The organism is Bradyrhizobium sp. Ai1a-2 (assembly GCF_000426245.1).
Taxonomy (GTDB): domain Bacteria; phylum Pseudomonadota; class Alphaproteobacteria; order Rhizobiales; family Xanthobacteraceae; genus Bradyrhizobium.
The window spans coordinates 201,800-217,988 of sequence record NZ_AUEZ01000003.1; the positions used below are offsets into that span (position 1 = coordinate 201,800).

14 protein-coding genes and 1 tRNA gene are annotated in these 16,189 nt (G+C 62.2%); 5 read left to right on the top strand and 10 right to left on the bottom strand.

The window, feature by feature from the left end:
• Nucleotides 1–12 precede the first annotated feature (12 nt).
• The 4 genes from K288_RS0103820 to K288_RS0103835 all read right to left on the bottom strand — a co-directional run bounded on the left by K288_RS0103820 (nt 13) and on the right by K288_RS0103835 (nt 4,131).
• Nucleotides 13–1,053, bottom strand: a complete 1,041-nt coding sequence (locus K288_RS0103820) for a DNA polymerase III subunit delta' (RefSeq protein WP_027578381.1) — start codon at nt 1,051–1,053, stop codon at nt 13–15.
• The gene (gene tmk / locus K288_RS0103825; RefSeq protein ID WP_027578382.1) at nt 1,050–1,736 is read right to left on the bottom strand and encodes a dTMP kinase; all 687 of its coding nucleotides are present in this window, start codon (nt 1,734–1,736) and stop codon (nt 1,050–1,052) included. The genes K288_RS0103820 and tmk overlap by 4 nt, the downstream gene beginning before the upstream one ends.
• 1 nt (nt 1,737) lies before the next feature.
• Nucleotides 1,738–2,997: a D-alanyl-D-alanine carboxypeptidase family protein gene (locus K288_RS0103830; protein WP_051334334.1), complete on the bottom strand. Its 1,260-nt coding sequence runs from the start codon at nt 2,995–2,997 to the stop codon at nt 1,738–1,740.
• 240 nt (nt 2,998–3,237) lie between these two features.
• A complete protein-coding gene (locus tag K288_RS0103835; RefSeq protein WP_043159277.1) occupies nt 3,238–4,131 on the bottom strand; it encodes a septal ring lytic transglycosylase RlpA family protein in 894 nt (297 codons plus the stop codon).
• Nucleotides 4,132–5,109: 978 nt separating this feature from the next.
• On the opposite strand from K288_RS0103835, the gene K288_RS0103850 reads away from it, so the two are divergent.
• Nucleotides 5,110–6,303, top strand: a complete 1,194-nt coding sequence (locus K288_RS0103850) for a succinylglutamate desuccinylase/aspartoacylase family protein (RefSeq protein WP_027578385.1) — start codon at nt 5,110–5,112, stop codon at nt 6,301–6,303.
• A 276-nt stretch (nt 6,304–6,579) separates the two neighbouring features.
• Here the strand turns inward: K288_RS0103850 and K288_RS50340 are convergent, their stop codons facing one another.
• Nucleotides 6,580–7,053, bottom strand: a complete 474-nt coding sequence (locus K288_RS50340; protein WP_343207735.1) for a DUF992 domain-containing protein — start codon at nt 7,051–7,053, stop codon at nt 6,580–6,582.
• 147 nt (nt 7,054–7,200) lie between these two features.
• A complete protein-coding gene (locus K288_RS50345) occupies nt 7,201–7,485 on the bottom strand; it encodes a YMGG-like glycine zipper-containing protein (RefSeq protein WP_084799460.1) in 285 nt (94 codons plus the stop codon).
• Between the two features lie 639 nt (nt 7,486–8,124).
• Between K288_RS50345 and K288_RS54610 the strand changes: the two genes are divergently transcribed.
• From K288_RS54610 to K288_RS53475, 3 genes are all read left to right on the top strand, one after another.
• A complete protein-coding gene (locus tag K288_RS54610; RefSeq protein ID WP_043159278.1) occupies nt 8,125–8,346 on the top strand; it encodes a tyrosine-type recombinase/integrase in 222 nt (73 codons plus the stop codon).
• Between the two features lie 46 nt (nt 8,347–8,392).
• Nucleotides 8,393–8,482: transfer RNA gene (locus K288_RS0103860), tRNA-Ser, on the top strand.
• A complete protein-coding gene (locus K288_RS53475) occupies nt 8,455–8,610 on the top strand; it encodes a hypothetical protein (RefSeq protein WP_160168918.1) in 156 nt (51 codons plus the stop codon). Before K288_RS0103860 ends, K288_RS53475 begins: the two co-directional genes overlap by 28 nt.
• 771 nt (nt 8,611–9,381) lie before the next feature.
• Here the strand turns inward: K288_RS53475 and K288_RS0103870 are convergent.
• From K288_RS0103870 to K288_RS0103885, 3 genes are all read right to left on the bottom strand, one after another.
• Nucleotides 9,382–12,537, bottom strand: coding sequence for a P-loop NTPase fold protein (locus tag K288_RS0103870; protein WP_084799461.1), 3,156 nt, complete (start codon nt 12,535–12,537; stop codon nt 9,382–9,384).
• Nucleotides 12,538–12,877: 340 nt separating this feature from the next.
• Nucleotides 12,878–13,246, bottom strand: coding sequence for a hypothetical protein (locus K288_RS0103875; protein WP_152535364.1), 369 nt, complete (start codon nt 13,244–13,246; stop codon nt 12,878–12,880).
• Between the two features lie 164 nt (nt 13,247–13,410).
• On the bottom strand, nt 13,411–14,376 hold the full coding sequence (locus tag K288_RS0103885) for a helix-turn-helix domain-containing protein (protein ID WP_027578389.1): 966 nt from the start codon (nt 14,374–14,376) through the stop codon (nt 13,411–13,413).
• A gap of 105 nt (nt 14,377–14,481) precedes the next feature.
• Between K288_RS0103885 and K288_RS0103890 the strand changes: the two genes are divergently transcribed.
• Nucleotides 14,482–14,775, top strand: a complete 294-nt coding sequence (locus K288_RS0103890) for a hypothetical protein (protein ID WP_027578390.1) — start codon at nt 14,482–14,484, stop codon at nt 14,773–14,775.
• 446 nt (nt 14,776–15,221) lie between these two features.
• On the opposite strand, the gene K288_RS0103895 is transcribed toward K288_RS0103890, so the two are convergent.
• Nucleotides 15,222–15,776, bottom strand: coding sequence for a CAP domain-containing protein (locus K288_RS0103895; RefSeq protein WP_043159280.1), 555 nt, complete (start codon nt 15,774–15,776; stop codon nt 15,222–15,224).
• Between the last annotated feature and the right edge of the window lie 413 nt (nt 15,777–16,189).

Genomic DNA, 16,189 nt, shown 5'->3' on the forward strand with positions numbered 1-16,189 from the left:
TGAAACGGCGGATTACCGCACGGCTTCCGCGAGCATCGAAAACACCGAGAACACCAGCGGCTTGCGTTCCAGATTGTACGATTCGGTATCGCGCGCGGCGAGGACGATCTTTTCCCATACCTCTGCCAGCCGTGCAAGGCGCGGCAGGTTGGCGTTGGCATCGCCGGTGCGCAGCTTTTCGCTGATCCATCGCTCGACGCCCTCGATGAAAGCCGCGAGCGCGACGCGATCGCTGAGGCCGAGCGCATCCCCGAGCGCATGCAGTTCGCGTGGATCCACCTGCGGCAATGTCGCGAGCAGCGCCGCGGTCTTCTGCTGCAGCTTCAGCGCGTCGCCGCCAAGCAGGTTCAGCGCCCGCGCCACGCTGCCCTCCGCCGCGCCGGCGGTCTCGAGCAGCGCCGGATCGTCGGGCGACATTTCGGCGGCCGCGGAAGCGGCGCGGATCACATCATTGGTATCGAGCGGCCTGAGCAGCAATTTGCGACAGCGGGAGAGGATCGTCGGCAGCACCCGCGACGGGGCGTGGCTGACCAAGAGGAACAGCGATTGCTGCGGCGGCTCCTCGAGAATCTTCAAGAGCGCGTTGGCCGCATTCGGATTGAGCTCGTCGACGGTGTCCACGATGCACACGCGCCAGCCCTCGACCGCCGCGGTCGAGCCGAAGAACGAGATGGTTTCGCGGGTCTCGTCGACCGTGATCACCGTCCGCAGCACGCCACGGTCATTGAGCCCGCGCTCCAGCACCAACAGCCCGCCATGGGCGCCGGCCGCAACCTGCCGTGCCACCGGATCCTGCGGATCGACCGCCAGGGTCTCCGCCTGCTGCACGGAAGGCGCGAGCGGATCGCGGTGCGCCAGCACGAAGCGCGCCATGCGATAGGCCAGCGTGGCCTTGCCGATGCCGGCCGCGCCGCCGATCAGCCAGGCGTGCGGGATGCGGCCGGAGCGGTAGGCGGCGAGCAATGCTCCCTCCGCCTCGCGATGCCCGAAGAAGTCGGACGTCTCGCGCGGATGCCGGACCGCGATCTCCTGCTCGGCCTTGCGCGGGCTCATGCGTGGCTCGCGGCCGGAACTGTCGCGAGGAGACGCTCGCGCAGCACATTCCAGATGCGTTCGGAGACCGCATCGGCGTCGGCATCGGCATTGATCAGGACGCAACGCTGCGGGTCTTCGGCCGCGAGCTGCTTGTAGGCCTCGCGCAAATCCTGATGGAACTGGACGTTCTCGGCCTCGAAGCGATCGGGGGCTGCGCTGCCGCGGCGTGCCGCAGCCCGCTTCAGGCCGACTTCGACGGGCACGTCGAGGATGAAGGTGAGATCCGGCTTGAGGTCGCCGATGGTAACGCGCTGCATGGCGCTGACGAGGCCGGGCGGCACCTGCCCAAGCCGGCCCTGATAGACCCGCGTCGAATCGAAGAAGCGATCGCAGAGCACCCAGGTGCCCTGGTTCAACGCCGGCAGGATCACGGTGCGGACATGATCATCGCGCGCGGCCGCGAACAGCAGCGTCTCGGCATCGGGCCCGAGCAGCTTGCCCATGCCCGACAGCAACAGATGCCGGATGATTTCGGCGCCCGGCGAGCCGCCGGGCTCGCGGGTGACGATGGTGCGCAGCTTGGCTCCGTTCAGGCGTTCGGCGAGCCGGCGGATCTGGGTGGATTTTCCGGACCCCTCGCCGCCTTCGAACGTGATGAAGTGTCCGCGCGACGGTCGTCGCTTGACCCGAGCCTTTGCCATGTCAGAGCTTCTCGACGCCCGCGCGGAACATGCCGATGACCAGCTCCTGGGCGCCGTCGAGCGCCCGGCGCACGGTCGATCCGGTGCCGATCGCTTCCGCCGCGTAGACCGGCGTTTCCACGGCAAGATTGCCGCTCCGCCAGACCCTGACGAAGCCGATCTGTTGACCGGCCTGGATCGGCGCACGGACCGGGCCGTTATAGACCACGCGCGCCAGCAGCCGCTCGTTGCCGTTCTTCGATACCATCACCTTGATCGGTTCGGGGCTCGTCAGCTTCACCGAGCGGCTTTCGCCGCCGAACACCCGGGCGTAACCGATGGTCTGGTTGGCGGCAATCAATATGCGGGTCTCGAAGCTGCGGAAGCCCCATTCCAGCATCTTCTTGGCTTCGCTCGCGCGGTCCTCGGCGTCCTCCAGGCCGTTGACCACCACGATCAGCCGCGTGTCGTTCTGCACGGCCGAGCCGACCATGCCGTAGCCGCCTTCCTTGGTGTAGCCGGTCTTCAGGCCATCGGCGCCGCTCAGCGAGTTCAGCAGCGGATTGCGGTTCAGCTGGCGGATCTTGTTCCAGGTGAATTCCTTCTCGCCGAACAGCTTGTACATGTCGGGATAGGTCAGGATGATGTAGCGCGCGAGCTTCGCCAATTCGCGAACCGTCATCTTGTTCCCGGGGTCGGGCAGGCCGTTGGAATTGGCGAAGGTCGATTTGGTCAGGCCCAGCTCCCAGGCGCGCTTGGTCATGACGTTCGATGCGAACTCGCGCTCGTTGCCGGCGATGCCTTCGGCGAGCGCGATGCAGGAGTCGTTGCCGCTCTGGATGATCGCCCCGTGCAGGAGGTCGTCGACCGAGACCTTGCTGTTGATCGCGGCGAACATCGTCGAACTGCCGGAGGGCGCCCCGCCCCGTCGCCAGGCGTACTCGCTGATCCGGTATTCGTCGGTCAGCTTGATGTCGCCCTTCTTGAGGGCGTTGAAGACGACTTCCGCCGTCATCAGCTTCATCATGCTCGAGGGCGCGCGCAGCTCGTCGGCGTTCTTCTCGAACAGCACGCTGCCCGAGGACGCCTCGATCAGGATCGCGGTCGGCGCGTCGCCGTCAAAGCCGCCCTCTTCCTTCTTGGCGCCCTGCACGCTGTTGTTGGCGGCATAGACCGCCGTGCCGAAGCCGATCGCAAGCGCGATCGCAGCCGCCGTCAGCGCGCGCCAAGGCGAATACCAAGGTCTGCGCGCCAGGAAAGCGGATCGAGAAGCAGCGATCATCGGCGATGTCCTGAAACGAGGGCGTTCTACCAGCTGGAAGTATCGCAAACAACTGAGGTTTTGGCCGCAAGGCCAGAGCCGGCGCGCCTCTCCCACAGTGAAAATGATCCTATCGCGGAACCCCGCCGGTCTCTCGCAGCAAATCCGGCAAAGACGGCGGAAACGCGTACGCCTGAAGGGCTCGAAAGCTGCAGCCGGCGCTGATCAGGTTTCTTAAGATAAGCGCCTGAAGTCGTTGATTCAGTAGAGCCCGCGACCGCTCAGCACTTCCGCCGGGCCGCGCGGATCAATCGGCACATAGGCCGAGCTGGCATCGTTTTCATAGCGGCCATTGGCGTCATACGACACCTGCCGCAGATTCCCGGTGCCCCGCCCGCGTCCACGGCTGGAGGCGGACATCTCCGAGGTCGCATTGGACGAGGCGTAGTCGGCCGACGTATTGCCCAGCGAATAGGGCCGCCCCTCCGGCAGCGGAACTTCGCCGCGAATGTGGCCGGTCGAGGAGGACATGTCAGGCACGAACGGCCTCGCCGAGGCGATCCGGACCGCGGACGGCGACGGCGCCGGCGCGCCGGTCCGCAGCGTTGCCATCAACTGGCGGTCATCGGAGCCTTCCAGAGGCGCCCGTCCGACATATTCGACGCGAACGCGGGCAACACCATTGCCTTTGAATTCAAGCAGTTCGGCGGCCTTGTTGGAGACGTCGATGAGGCGATTGGCGTGATAGGGCCCGCGGTCATTGACGCGCACGACCAGCGACTTGCCGTTCCGCAAATTCGTCACCCGCGCATAGCACGGCATCGGTAGCGTCGGATGCGCCGCCGTCAGCGAGGCCATGTCGAACACTTCGCCATTGGCGGTCAGCCGGCCGTGGAAATCATCGCCATACCAGGAGGCGAGCCCCTCCGCGCGGTAGTTGACATCTTCCTCGGGCACATACATGCGCCCGCCCACCATGTAGGGCTTGCCGACACGGTAGGTGCCGCCACCTTTCGGCACTGGTTCGCCGAAGGCGACCACGCGCGGGCTTGCGGAAACGCCGTATTTCGGATCGACGCGGCTCGCGAACTTGTTCGAGGAGGCGCAGTTGGCAAGCACAAGGCAGGTTGCGACCGCAGCCGCGCCCCGCGCCATCGCCCGAATCGGATATTGCCGCTTCCCCATTGACCCCAACTACCACGCTACCGGACGCGTGCCCACTTGCGAGGCCCCTTCGCGTCACTGAATCCCCACGATGCGGCCCACCTCCGCATCAAAACGTGAGGATATCGCAACCGGAACACGGCGGAAATGGGGAGAGCCGTACCATGGTAAATTCTCAGTTGCGCCCTCCCGGCATTCCACGGGCGAAAGCTGTCCCGCTTTCACACAATCTGTTGCAGCAAATCATCACTTCACGCCGGATCGCAGCCTTGCCCGCAGGATTCTTTTGACTGTGCAAGGCCGCAGTCGTTCTCTCCCCCGTGCGCAGGGGACGCAAAGGAAGTTCTGCAATGATCGAGACGGTAACGGCGGTGATGGGCCTGGTGAGCGCGGGGATCTTTCTGGCCCATGCCTACGAGGGTTTTCGCACCCGGGCGTAAAAGCCCAACGCGAAACGAAAGACGCATCACCTCTTTCGAGAAAGGCCTATTGGTAAAGCTTTAATAGATTCGGACGAGCATCGGAGTTTAGCAGGTGCATCATGCGCAAACACGACTTGGTCTCCGACGGATTCCTGACACTCACAGCAGCAAGCTTCGTGCTGCTCTGCTCGAGCCTGCTGGCCTTCGCGCTGAGCTAGGCTAGCACGGGCCGCTTACGGCTCCTGAAGATTGCGGGCATTGCGCTGTCAATGTCCGCCGAATGCGTACAAGCCGACGTTCGCTTTTCTGCAACGAGATTGTGATCGAAGTCGCGGCGGCGTTGCCTGCCCTCGCCAGTTTCTTTCCTCATGCAGCGAAAGACTCGACCAACATGCCTTCTGCCGGAGGCGTGAACGTCTTCATGCCATGGCTCCTTCCCGAACATCCGCCTGCTCGTAGAGACCCTCGAGGTCGCCCGCTACGGGCATTGCCAAACGACCCGGCAAAATCGCAAGCTCGCGAGGTTCACACGGTAAGGACCTCAGTCATGTCAAACGGGCCAAAAGAGCGCCTCGATCGCCGCGACTTCATGATCGCGTCAATTGCAACGGCCAGCGCATCGGCTGCCCTCGCCGTTACCGCTGGGGCTGCAAATGCCCAGGCTGCCGCGACAGTCTCTGCCGATCCGGCATCAGGAACGGTCTACACTGGCGATACGATCCAGGGCAAAAAGGTCGTCAGCGCGCTCAACGTCAAAGACCTGGAGCCTGGCAAGAAGCACCTTTTGTATTTTCAAGGCGTGCAGATGCCCACCGGACAGCACTGGTATGTGTCGGTGACAGTCGCCAAGGGAGCGAAGCCTGGCAAGCGCGTCGTGCTCGTCAGTGGCGTGCATGGCGACGAGATGAGTTCCGTGCATACGGTCCAGACCGTGATGAACCAACTCGATCCGGCGGAGATGTCCGGCACGGTGATGGCGGTTGCGGACGTGTCCCGCCCGGCTATGGAAGGCCTGCAGCGCAGATGGCCCAACTTCGGCAGGGGTAATGATCTGATCGATATGAACCGGGAATGGCCCGGGAACGAGAACGGCCCCACCGCACCCAGCCGACACGCTGGCCTCCTGTTCAACCGCCTGCTGCGGCCGAACGCCGATGCCGCGATCGACTTCCACACCGGGACCACCGGCTTCGATGTCACCGCATTCAATATCGCCGGCATGGATGTGCCCGAGATCAAGGCGATGGCGGAACTCTACCCCGTCGGCCAGATCTTCGACAATCATGTATATCCCGGTGTCCTGCACAATGCGTTCGTCGACGTGGGCATCCCCTCCTTCACGCCGGAGATCGGAGCTGCACGCGTCCTGAACATCGAGATGATCTCGCTGTTCGTGGAAGGCACAATGAACGTCCTCAAACATTTCGGCATCCTGGCCGGGCCAATGGGACGCACAAGCAAGGACGTGGGTGTCTTCATCGGTAACAGTGCGCTCCCGATCCTTGCAACCCAGGGAGGACTCGTCGAGCATCTGGTCAAGCTCAACGACAAGGTCGAACCAGGACAGAAGGTGGCCATTCAGCGGAACAGTTTCGGCGAAGTGGTTGCGGAATATACAAGCAGCGTGGCCGGAGAGGTAACGGGCCAGCGTAGCGACGCGATGTCCGAGCCCGGCGACCCCCTGACATTCATCCTTTTCCACAAGGCGACGCTGAATGGCGGTGAGACTTATCCCGAGTAATCCAGCACTTGGTGCCCGCGTCTGATCTTGTTCAGGTCGGCGACCCGGCTGAAGGGTTTGCGGTGAAGCATTGTGGTCGTCGAGCAAGCGCCTGATGGCGGCCTGAAGATCGCTGATCGACGGGCTTCACGATGGGGCTGACGATCGAACTGTATCAGAGCGCTCAAGCCACGACTCCAGCGTTGCACCCGCGCACGCTGCCTTCGAAGTCGCTCACGTGCAGGACGACGCCCTGCACGTGATGCATTTTGCATGCTCCATTGTTCTCGGGAACTGCTAACGAAGCGTCAGGCCCGCTACACCTAACGCCAAATTGACGCCGAATTGGCCCTCGACTGACAACGGTTGCAGCGAGATCGTGCGGTTGGATCCTCCCACCAGCACATTGGCGCCGAGACCAATTCCCACTGCTGCATTTCCGCTTGCGCCCACATAATTCCCGCGCAGTACGCCTGGACCGATATGCGATGTCGGCGCGAACACGCCCCAGAACAGCCTCCCGCCACCAGTGACGCCAAGGTCCAGCCCCAAACGGGTTATCCGGCCGGAGTAGTTATAGACTCGTCCCGTATTTGAGCGGAAGACGCAGCTCATTCGCTGCCTCGAACCGACAAGCAATCCGACTCTGGGACCGGTATCGCATGTGAGCCCACCCACACGAACAGGCTGTGTTTGTGCGAATGCCGGCGAGGCCAAGCTAAGTCCAAGAACACAGACACCCACTGAAAGATAAACATTCGACATCATCATCTCCAAGTAAGCCGAGGCGGCTATGGTTCACCTGAGTACAGTTACCCGGGCTCTGCGCTTGCTCGCGAGCCAACAGGCGTCGGTCGTCTAAAGCTTGTTCGTCGCTAGAGAAAATATAATGGTGCGGCACCCGCCACCATTTATGGCTCAACGACAGTACCGATGAGATACGCGGTGAGATCTGCCACTGCGCGAGCGGTACCAGCACTCTCCATGGCGCCAATAGTAGTTATGCCAATGCCGGTGCCGGTTGGCTCCAGCAATCGCCCCGGCCGTGGCTCCGATAGCCGCGCCCCGTCGGCCTCCAACGGCACCGCCAATAATTGCGCCAGATACGGCGCCCCGCCCCGCGCTGCTTTGCGCGTAAGTTTCTCCCAAGGGCACCAGTATCGCAAGACCAACCACAAACAGCGTAACCCGGCATTTTTTCATTTTTATGCTTTCCGTTTCACCGTGAGATCAACAATCGCACTGCCCTTCCACACGACAGATCAATGGCCGGGTTGTCTGCGTTCGCAGCACTACCAAATCCCAACGCGAGAACTGACGCAAGCCATCTTCTGCCGACAGGCAACAACATGATGATTTCTCCCGCTCACGCTCTCGTGCAGGGCGACAAGGTCAATCTTGTCCGAAGCGTCCAACCAGTCGCCGCCGAACCGAGCAGGATGCGCGAGCAAGATGTAGCTGCAACGTATTTCCAACGAGGGCGCCGTCGCCACGTCGAGTTGGCATCTTTGGCGTTGAATGAATCAGGATCGTTAGAAGTCCCATTCATTCAAGGGCACCAAGCGACAAGCCCGAGTCGAATGCGCGCGGTTGATCTCGGAGATCAGTGGCGGAAGCCATGTTGATCCTTCGAAGCTTACGCTGCCGCAATTTTTTGACCGCTGGCTAACGTCTCAAAGAGAACTCACGAGCGCTATAGCGACCTTCTCTGCAGGAACATCGCCCCCCAATCGGCGCCAAACTTCTTTCCAAGCACCAGCCCATCGAGATTAGCGAGGCCTACGGCACGTCGATCGAACGCTGCCGTCGGGTTGGCAAAGGCGGTTTATCGGCCCCCGCACAGTGCACCACATGTATGCCAGCCATATGTTGGCGGCCAAGATCCATCCAAAGGTCATCCAGGAACGCCTCGGCCACTCCTCGACAGCCATCACAATGGACATCTACAGCCACCTATTGCCAAACATGCAGGGAGAAGCCGCCGAAGCGGTTGACGGCGTCATGCGTGCAGCCATAAACAAGCGGCCGACGACGTTGGGTAGCAAAGCGGTAGCAGCGATCTAGATTTGTTCTCTCTGCCGCGACGAAAAGCTAAACAATTTCAAGGTTAGGAAGGGTGGCCGAGTGGTTTAAGGCACCGGTCTTGAAAACCGGCGTGCCTGCAAGGGTACCGTGGGTTCGAATCCCACCCCTTCCGCCAAACATATTGAAATCATTGAATTTTTTTCGTTATTGCGATTTGTGCTAGCCGGCATCGCAGCGGGCATACTGCGCGGGATCATCCGCCGCGCGTTGCCAGATCCGACCGAGAACAAGGCTGCAAGCTGACGCGGCCTCACGCTACTAAGCAGCGTTTGAATCGCTGGTTGATCGGCGATTTGCTCCCGTCGACGTCATGTGAGTGAGGACCGCCGCACGGGGTGCCAGCCTGGTGCTTCGACTCGGCACGCTGCTTGCGATGGCATCGTCATGGGGATTTCAGCGCCCCAGCCTGAAACAGGGCGCCGCCGGGACAGCACATTTCAAGCCCGGCGGCGTATCTTTCTGGGACGACTGGAGCAGCATCCGCCTCGCCGCAAGCATCAGACGGAGCCAGCAGCGGATGGCACGCAGGCGAAGATTTATCGTCAGCAACTGCATCAAGCGCATCGGTTGCCGACCTCTCAGTCAGGCCGACACGGTCACCGATGCCCGAGCGTGATTGACTGGCACGACGACTAAGTCATCCACACGACAGACAGAATCTCACTGGTTTGGTACAATTCTCGCGTGCGCGGAATTTCGGCGCGTATCGGCCGTTAGTCAGTTGTCGCCACTCAGCAGGGATCCATCCCGTGGAGTTGCCTGCACCGGCTTTGTTGGTCGTCGTCTTTTTTGTCGGCGCTGTGGTTGGCTACGCCGTGAGAGCATTCATGTCCGCGAGGCGCCGGACTCGAGCCCGCAAGAGGCGGCATGATTTCGAATGATTGCCGTCGGGCGCAAACACTGCGCTGCGAGGGTCACTTGTCAAGCGTTGGATCATCCGGCCAGTAGCCGGCGCGAGCCGCCAACGCCGGCACCATATCGCAACGGCGTTGGCCCGATGCCGCCCATAGCAGATCAGCGGATGCGAGGACGGAAGGTGAACCGGGCCGCTTCAGCGAAAGCTTCGGCGAAGCGCTCGCTCGCGGCGTCGCGATCCGCGAAGGCCGCATCTTCCCCCGGTAACGCGGCCTCATAGTCCAAAGTGGTCTCGAACGAATTGCGGCCCGCGGCAGCTATGTAGACCGCTCGCAGCGCGGCGAGAACCGCGACCCGGGCCCCGCTGGCGACAAGATGCCCGTGCAATCGTGCTTGTGTGTCATCACGTTGTCCGTCAGGGAAAAGGCAGACAACGAGCGGGTGGAATTGGCCGTGCGGCGCGCTGCGGCGAGCCATCTCGGCGACCAGCCCCGCGGTTTCGGTTTTGAGCCCCACCTCGCAGGCAAGGGCGAACAGCAGGTAAGGATAGAGCGGGGACTTACCCGCGCTGCCCTGCTCGAGATCGGCGATACCGACCGGACCGCGCATCACCCGGATAAGGCGATAGGTATTGACCAGACGCTTCAATCCGCGCGGTGACTTGCCGGCGAGCTGCACCATGGAGGCCAGCACCCGTCGCTCCGGCTCCGATAGCGTGGCGCGACGCTGCGCCGCGCTCCGAAGAAGCGCAGGGTCGGACTTGATGTCAATTGCCGCAATCGAGCCGCCACTTTGCCGGTCCCGTTCCTTCGCGGCGCCTTGCTGCGCCGGGCCGGGGAACTCCTCGGGCTTGTCTATGCCGTCGATAAATCGCCAGACCTCAGCCGGATTACCAATCGGACGCATCCAGATGGGCAACTGGAAGATCTTTTCCAGGTAATCCGCGACAGTGGCGCCGGCGCTTTGGATGGGCTGGTCAGGTTCGGAAAGCTGGCCGCGATAGACCTGGCCTACGGCGCGATGCAACCACCGGGCATCGACCGCGACGACGACCACGAAGAGCTCGAAGGCGAGGAGAAGGTAGATAGCTTGGAGCACTTGCACAACGTGTTGCTCAGAGCAGCGGTCGAGGTCGTCGATATAAACGATAATGCGCCGTACGTCGGCGACGTGGGCGAGCTTCATCGCCGTACCTGCGGCCGGCTCGCCCGAGGCCGGCGTCGCTGCGCGCTTTTCGTTCATGATCTGTTGAAGGGTCTCGAAGCACCGCCGAACTGTGGCGAGCAGGCCGAGCTTCTTGCGCACCTCGGCAAGCTCGGGCGAAAAGCTGATGAAGTAGCGCAGCAGACCTTCGCGCGACCGACCTTCCGCGGCGGCGCTGTAGGTCGCAGCGAACTCCGTTGCTTTCTTCTGCTCAGCGATCATGGCGTCGAGCTTCTCTCGCTGCGTCTTAACGGTCTCGGCCGCCTCTCGCCGCTTGCTGTTTAGCTCGGCTGCACGCTTCTCCTTGCGGGCGAGGAACTCGGCGGCGAGCTGCAAGATCGGTGCTGCACTGCGCAACACGGCTACCGCTCCACCGATCAGCGGTCCGAGCACGGCGAGCGACGGAAGGAGGCTGACGACATAGGCCCAAATATCGAGCCAGCCGAGAGACCGCCACGCTCCCGCGGCGCCGATGGCGAGCAGGGCCGCGACCACGAGGATGCCCCAAGCGGTCCCGCGCCCGATGCTGCGGCGCAGGAGAACGAACAAGAGCGTGGCTTGGCTTGGCAGGTCGAACAGGCCCGATAAAATCGGCGCTAGCTTTTCCGGATCGCGCTCGCCCTTCGGCATCCCGACCGCTTGCAGCAGCTCGTCGAGCCGCTTCTTGTTCTCTTCGGCTTCCTTGGCCTCGCGTACCTTGTCCGGCTTCTTCTTGTCATCTTCGCTGAGCGGCTTCGGCGTCGCTTTGGCAATGAGCTCCCGGGCCAACTCGCCCGCCACCGTCGCCGCCACCGGCTCGTGTTCGAGGCGGGTGAGCTTGGCCTCGGCATCTTGCACCGCTGAGCGCTGCGACTCGATGGCGGCCGCTGCCTGCGGCGAAGCTTCCGCGTCCTTGCGCAGCCGCTTGGCAATTTCGGTGATCAGCCCAGTCCTGAGCTTTCCGTCCGACTCGCGGCCTTCAATGTTGTCGGCGAGTTGCTCGAACAGTTCGGCCGTGAGGGAGGCCCAAAGGTTCTCGGCATCGGCATAGCTCCAGGCATCGAAGTTGATCTGCACCACCTTGGACGCAGCGGACTCTCTCTCCATCGCTGCGGTACGGCCTTCGATCTCCCGCCGGATCAGGCGCATGAGCGTGCTCTTACCCGAGCCCCACGCACCAAAAACGCCGACTGCGACAGGCGGCGCGAGGTCGTCGAGCAACAGCAGGTCGGCCAGCGCGGCGGCATCGCGCCTGGTGCCGAGCAAGTCGACATCGGTGCGGTCGTTAGTGAAGGCATGGGTCTCGCCAGCGTGGCGGCGCGGCAGGGACACCTCGCGCATCTCGGCAACGATCGGGAGCCACGACTGCGGATCGTCGCTGAGCTCGGCATAGTACGGTACGTCGTTCTCGATCATCCTGGTCAAGGCGTCGCGCAAGTCGGCGAAGCTCGGCCGCGCCAGCCCGGCGGCATCGAAGGCAACGCGGCCAATCTCCTCAAGCAGGAGCGCGGAAAGGAAGTGGCGCACTCCGGCGTCGCGATACGATGCATTCGTCTTTCTACGCAGCAACGACGTGCGTAAGAGAATGGCCACCAACTCTGGGCCGATGGCGACCCCGGTTGCGGTCGCCGCAATCAGCTGTTCGGAGGGAAACTCGAAGTGACCGAGCGGGGTGTCGCCCGCGCCGGCGACTGTGCGCAGGAGGTCGCGCATCTTAGGCAGGGTTGGCCTCCTGCCCTGCTGGCGTCGTCCGGTCTCCTCATGCAGCAGAGCATCGAAAACGTGTCGTGGCCGCAGAATCTTCTCCTCGCCGACCTGGGTTGCAGCGATCCGGAGCAGCTGCTCGAGGTTGGTCGAGAGATAAGGCTCCTGTGTTTCGGGCCAAGTGAAGGCGAGAAGATCGTCGAGCCGCGCGCCGCGATCACGCGCCGGACCCAACGGGTCGGGCGGAGGGGCAATGGCGTCCTCCAGAACTGTGCCGACACCCTCCAAAGCTGGTTCGTCCGGCGCGGCCCGTTCCTGCCGGCTTCGGATATTCTCGGTCGTTGTATCGGTGCGCTCATTTTTATAGGCTGTCCCGCCCGGGCCATATTGCTTCAAAATACTCTCGGTGTATGCGACGGGATCGACCATGTTCTCGCTCCCTGGACTGCTTTGCGGCCCTCTGCGCCTTGCAATCCCTTCTGGTGCCCTCGTGCTTCCAGACGGCTGCTGCGCGGCCTGCTCAGCTTGCCGGAGATGGAGTCCAATGCTGACGCGACCGTGGAGGAACCGCCTCGCCTGGCGATCTTAGGATACCTCGCCGAAACCGGGCGCACTCCGTCCTTGCTGGCCGGCTAAGATTAGCGCATCAGCGCCCGACGTGCATGTAACCTACCTCACAACCGCGGCCTGGACCGGACGGTGCGGCGCCTAGCGAGGCATCGAGGATCGCGTGCCGGTTATCTGGCTTGGAGCGCCTAGCCACTATCGGTCACCATCGTGAGACAGCTGCCGCGGCCCCAAGCAAACTCCTGCGTCGTGCCTGCTGAAACTGAGCCCCCTGCTCCATCAGCCGGTCATAAGCGCCAATGCCAGGGCCGCCAACGTCGATAGTGATCTTGGCCGGCTTGTCCTTGCGGACAATCTGAGCAACCCGACCCGCAACCTCCATCGTATCAAGGCCGCGGCGACGCTCGGCCTTGACGATGCGGTGACCGCGACGCCACGCGATCGCCGTGGAGTCTGCGCCTTTGCCTGCGGGGTCGACACCAACGATGAGCGGACCATGGGGATCGATCTCTTCCTTGCGCGCCCGCATCACAAGATCGGTTGTGATGTAACTCTCGAAATTCGAGGCCATGAAAAGCCTCATCGGGCGTCAGCGGATATTCTCGTCTAAACAAAATCCTCGCTGCGAAGCTCAGCCATCTTACGACAGCGCCGGTAGATTTGCTCGGGCTCCAGACCGCGCAGCTCTTCAAGTTTTCTTTCCTCAGCCGTCATAATAAATTCATCTGGCGCCCGTCAGCGCAGGTCGGCTCGAAGCTCGCGTACGCCTCGCCCCAGGCGCTCGCGCAAGAGCGTCCGTAACGTCGCTCCATCGACGTAACCGACCTCGGCCGCGATGGCGTCGAGGTCGAGACCGCTGCCATGGAGAAGAGATTGCGCGCGCTCGACCCGGAGGTCCTGGAAGTAGGAAAGCGGCGACTTGCCGAGCACCGCTTCACAGCGACGTTGCAATGTCCGCGCACTCGTCGCCAGCGCACTGGCCGCGTCCTGCAGCGAGAACCCTGTCTTGAGATGGTCTCGCGCCCATTTTTCGAAACGCAGAATGAGAGGATCCGCCTGCGCCAAATGATTGGGGATGATGTAGGGCGCTTGCGAGGAGCGGATGTCAGCGAGCAGATAGCGGGAGACGACGGTTGCCAATTCCGGGCTGGCCTTGCGGATCAGCCAGAGGGCGAGATCGAGATGCCCCATCGCGGCGCCTGCCGTAACACCGGCGTCTGACGGCACCAGCATGCGGGACTCGTCGAGCAGGACCTTCGGGTAGCGTTGTCGAAACAGCGGGGCGAGCCACCACGTCGTCGTCGCCTCCCGATGATCGAGCAGTCCGGTGTCTGCCAGCAGGAACGTCCCGATGCAGGACGCGGCGATCTGCACGCCTTCGGCGTGCCATCTCAGCAGTTGCGCCTTGGCCTTCCTTACATCCGGCCGCTCGAGTGCTGGGACCAGTTGCTCCGGCGTCCCGGTGTTCAGTGCCGGCACGATCACCCAGTCCAGCTTCAAGTCTGGTGTTATGACCTGCACGGGCACTGCCAGTCCGTGGCCGGTCCGGACCTTCTTCCGCACGCCGACGACCGACACCTCGAAACGAGGCGCCCCGCCCGTTTGTCCGGCTGAGAATTTGTTCGCAAGCCCGAAGGCGTCGAGAAGCACGGTCAGCCCCGTGTCGAACAATCCCTCAAGCGCGAGCACGGCGATACGCATGGCGTAAATGACCTCAAAGTTGGCATTTACGACGATACCGCCTTTCGGGTTCGGTCGCTAGATACGGCCTCGTCAGACATCACAGCTCAAACGAGGAGTTTACTCATGAAGGTGCTCGCGATTGGATCGATCGTTAAGCCGGTCTCGCCGGAACAGCGGCAGCAGATCATGCCAAAGGAAGTGCCCGACACCCTCAAGCTCTATCTCGACGGCGCGATAGAGCAGTTCTGGTTCCGCCAGGACAAGCCCGGGGTGGTCTTTCTGATGAATGTCGAGTCGATCGAACAGGCCAAGTCCAAGGTGGAGGCTCTACCGCTCGTCACTGAGGGCTTCGCGCAGTACGACTTCCAGCAAGTCGGCCCGCTCGCACCGCTGGGCCTCCTGATCCAGGGCAAGTAAGCGCTGGAGGCGCCGTCGATACGACCGCAGCCCGGTCCTCATCGGCGGCGCCACGGGCGCCATGAAAATCACGCTTGCTTCCGGCCGCTCCGCGGTTGCCCCGATCGTCCCGTGCCCCAAGGGACGATATCCAACACGAAAAAGAGATTGGGAACCCGAGGAAGCTTCATGATAGATTTATGACAGTACGGTTGACCTACCCATCTACCATCTGGAAATGCTTCTTTTGCCTCAGAGTTGGACCGCCCGGAATGAGGCAAGAGAGCTTCGTCGACTGGAGGGAATAGCGCGGGAACAGGCTGCACTGTGCCTTGCCGATGAGCCGCGCAGCGGCATGCTCGAAATCGCCGACAACTACGCAAAAGCCGCGGCAATTTCCCAGACATCTCCGCCGCCTCTCGTGGGCGTGTTCGCCTGGTGGAGGTTGATATGCGGGTAGACCGAGATCAGAGGCAGATACTCAGAATTTTCAGACGACAGGTCTCCTCAGCGTGAGATTTCCGCTTGGCGACGGTTGCCTGCTTTGAGCTCTTCGTTGCGGTCTTTGTTGCGGTCTTCGTTGCCTTGGGACGTTCATAGTCGCCGGCAATCACCATTGCCCAATAGGTGCGCCCGGTCGAACTCTTGACGCTGGCGACGCCGACACGCGAGGCGTTGTGCAGCAGGAGATTTCGTCGGTGTCCTGATGAATTGATCCACTGGTCGAGCGTCTTTGGGAAGCTGTCATAGCCGTACGCGATGTTCTCTGCCGCCCGGCCCGCACCCGCTGGGCTGATGCGCGAGTTGAATGGGCCGAGGACGTCGTGATCGAGTCGGTCCTTTGCCGCCATCGCTACGGCCTGCTCGTGCGCAATTCGCGTGAGCGTCGCATCCAGCACCACTCGTCCCTCCCCGTGCTGGGTGCGATAGCCGGAGATCATGGTCGCGGGAGATTCCGCTTGCGCAAGCGCCGGGTAACAGCAGGCCGCAAGCCAGAGGCAGAGTGAAAGGAGGGATTTCATCCAAGTTCCCAAATCGGTTTTCCAGGGCAGCAAAGAAACCAGAAAAGCCCGTAAGCCATTGATTTTGTTATTCCAGACTGTGCTGTACCCCAACTCGATTTTGGGAACGCGGTGTCGATACGCGCTAACCGGGGCGCCGGCAAGGCGCATCCAAACGCGGATTAAGAAAAATGGAACTGTATTTTGCTCAATTGTGTTGGGTTGCATTCACCACTGCGGGAGGCCACTAGAATGACGGATGAGCAGCTAGCTCTTCAGGCCGTTCGTGATGCCCAAGGCATACTTGAAGAATATTTGCAGCCGCGACCGCGCAATAACGAGTCGCCCGTGAAGAAGTCTGATTTCAGCTTGGGACGAGCTGAAATCGGAGGATGAGCCTGACCAGGATTTGGTGCAACAAAAGCTCCAGCCAG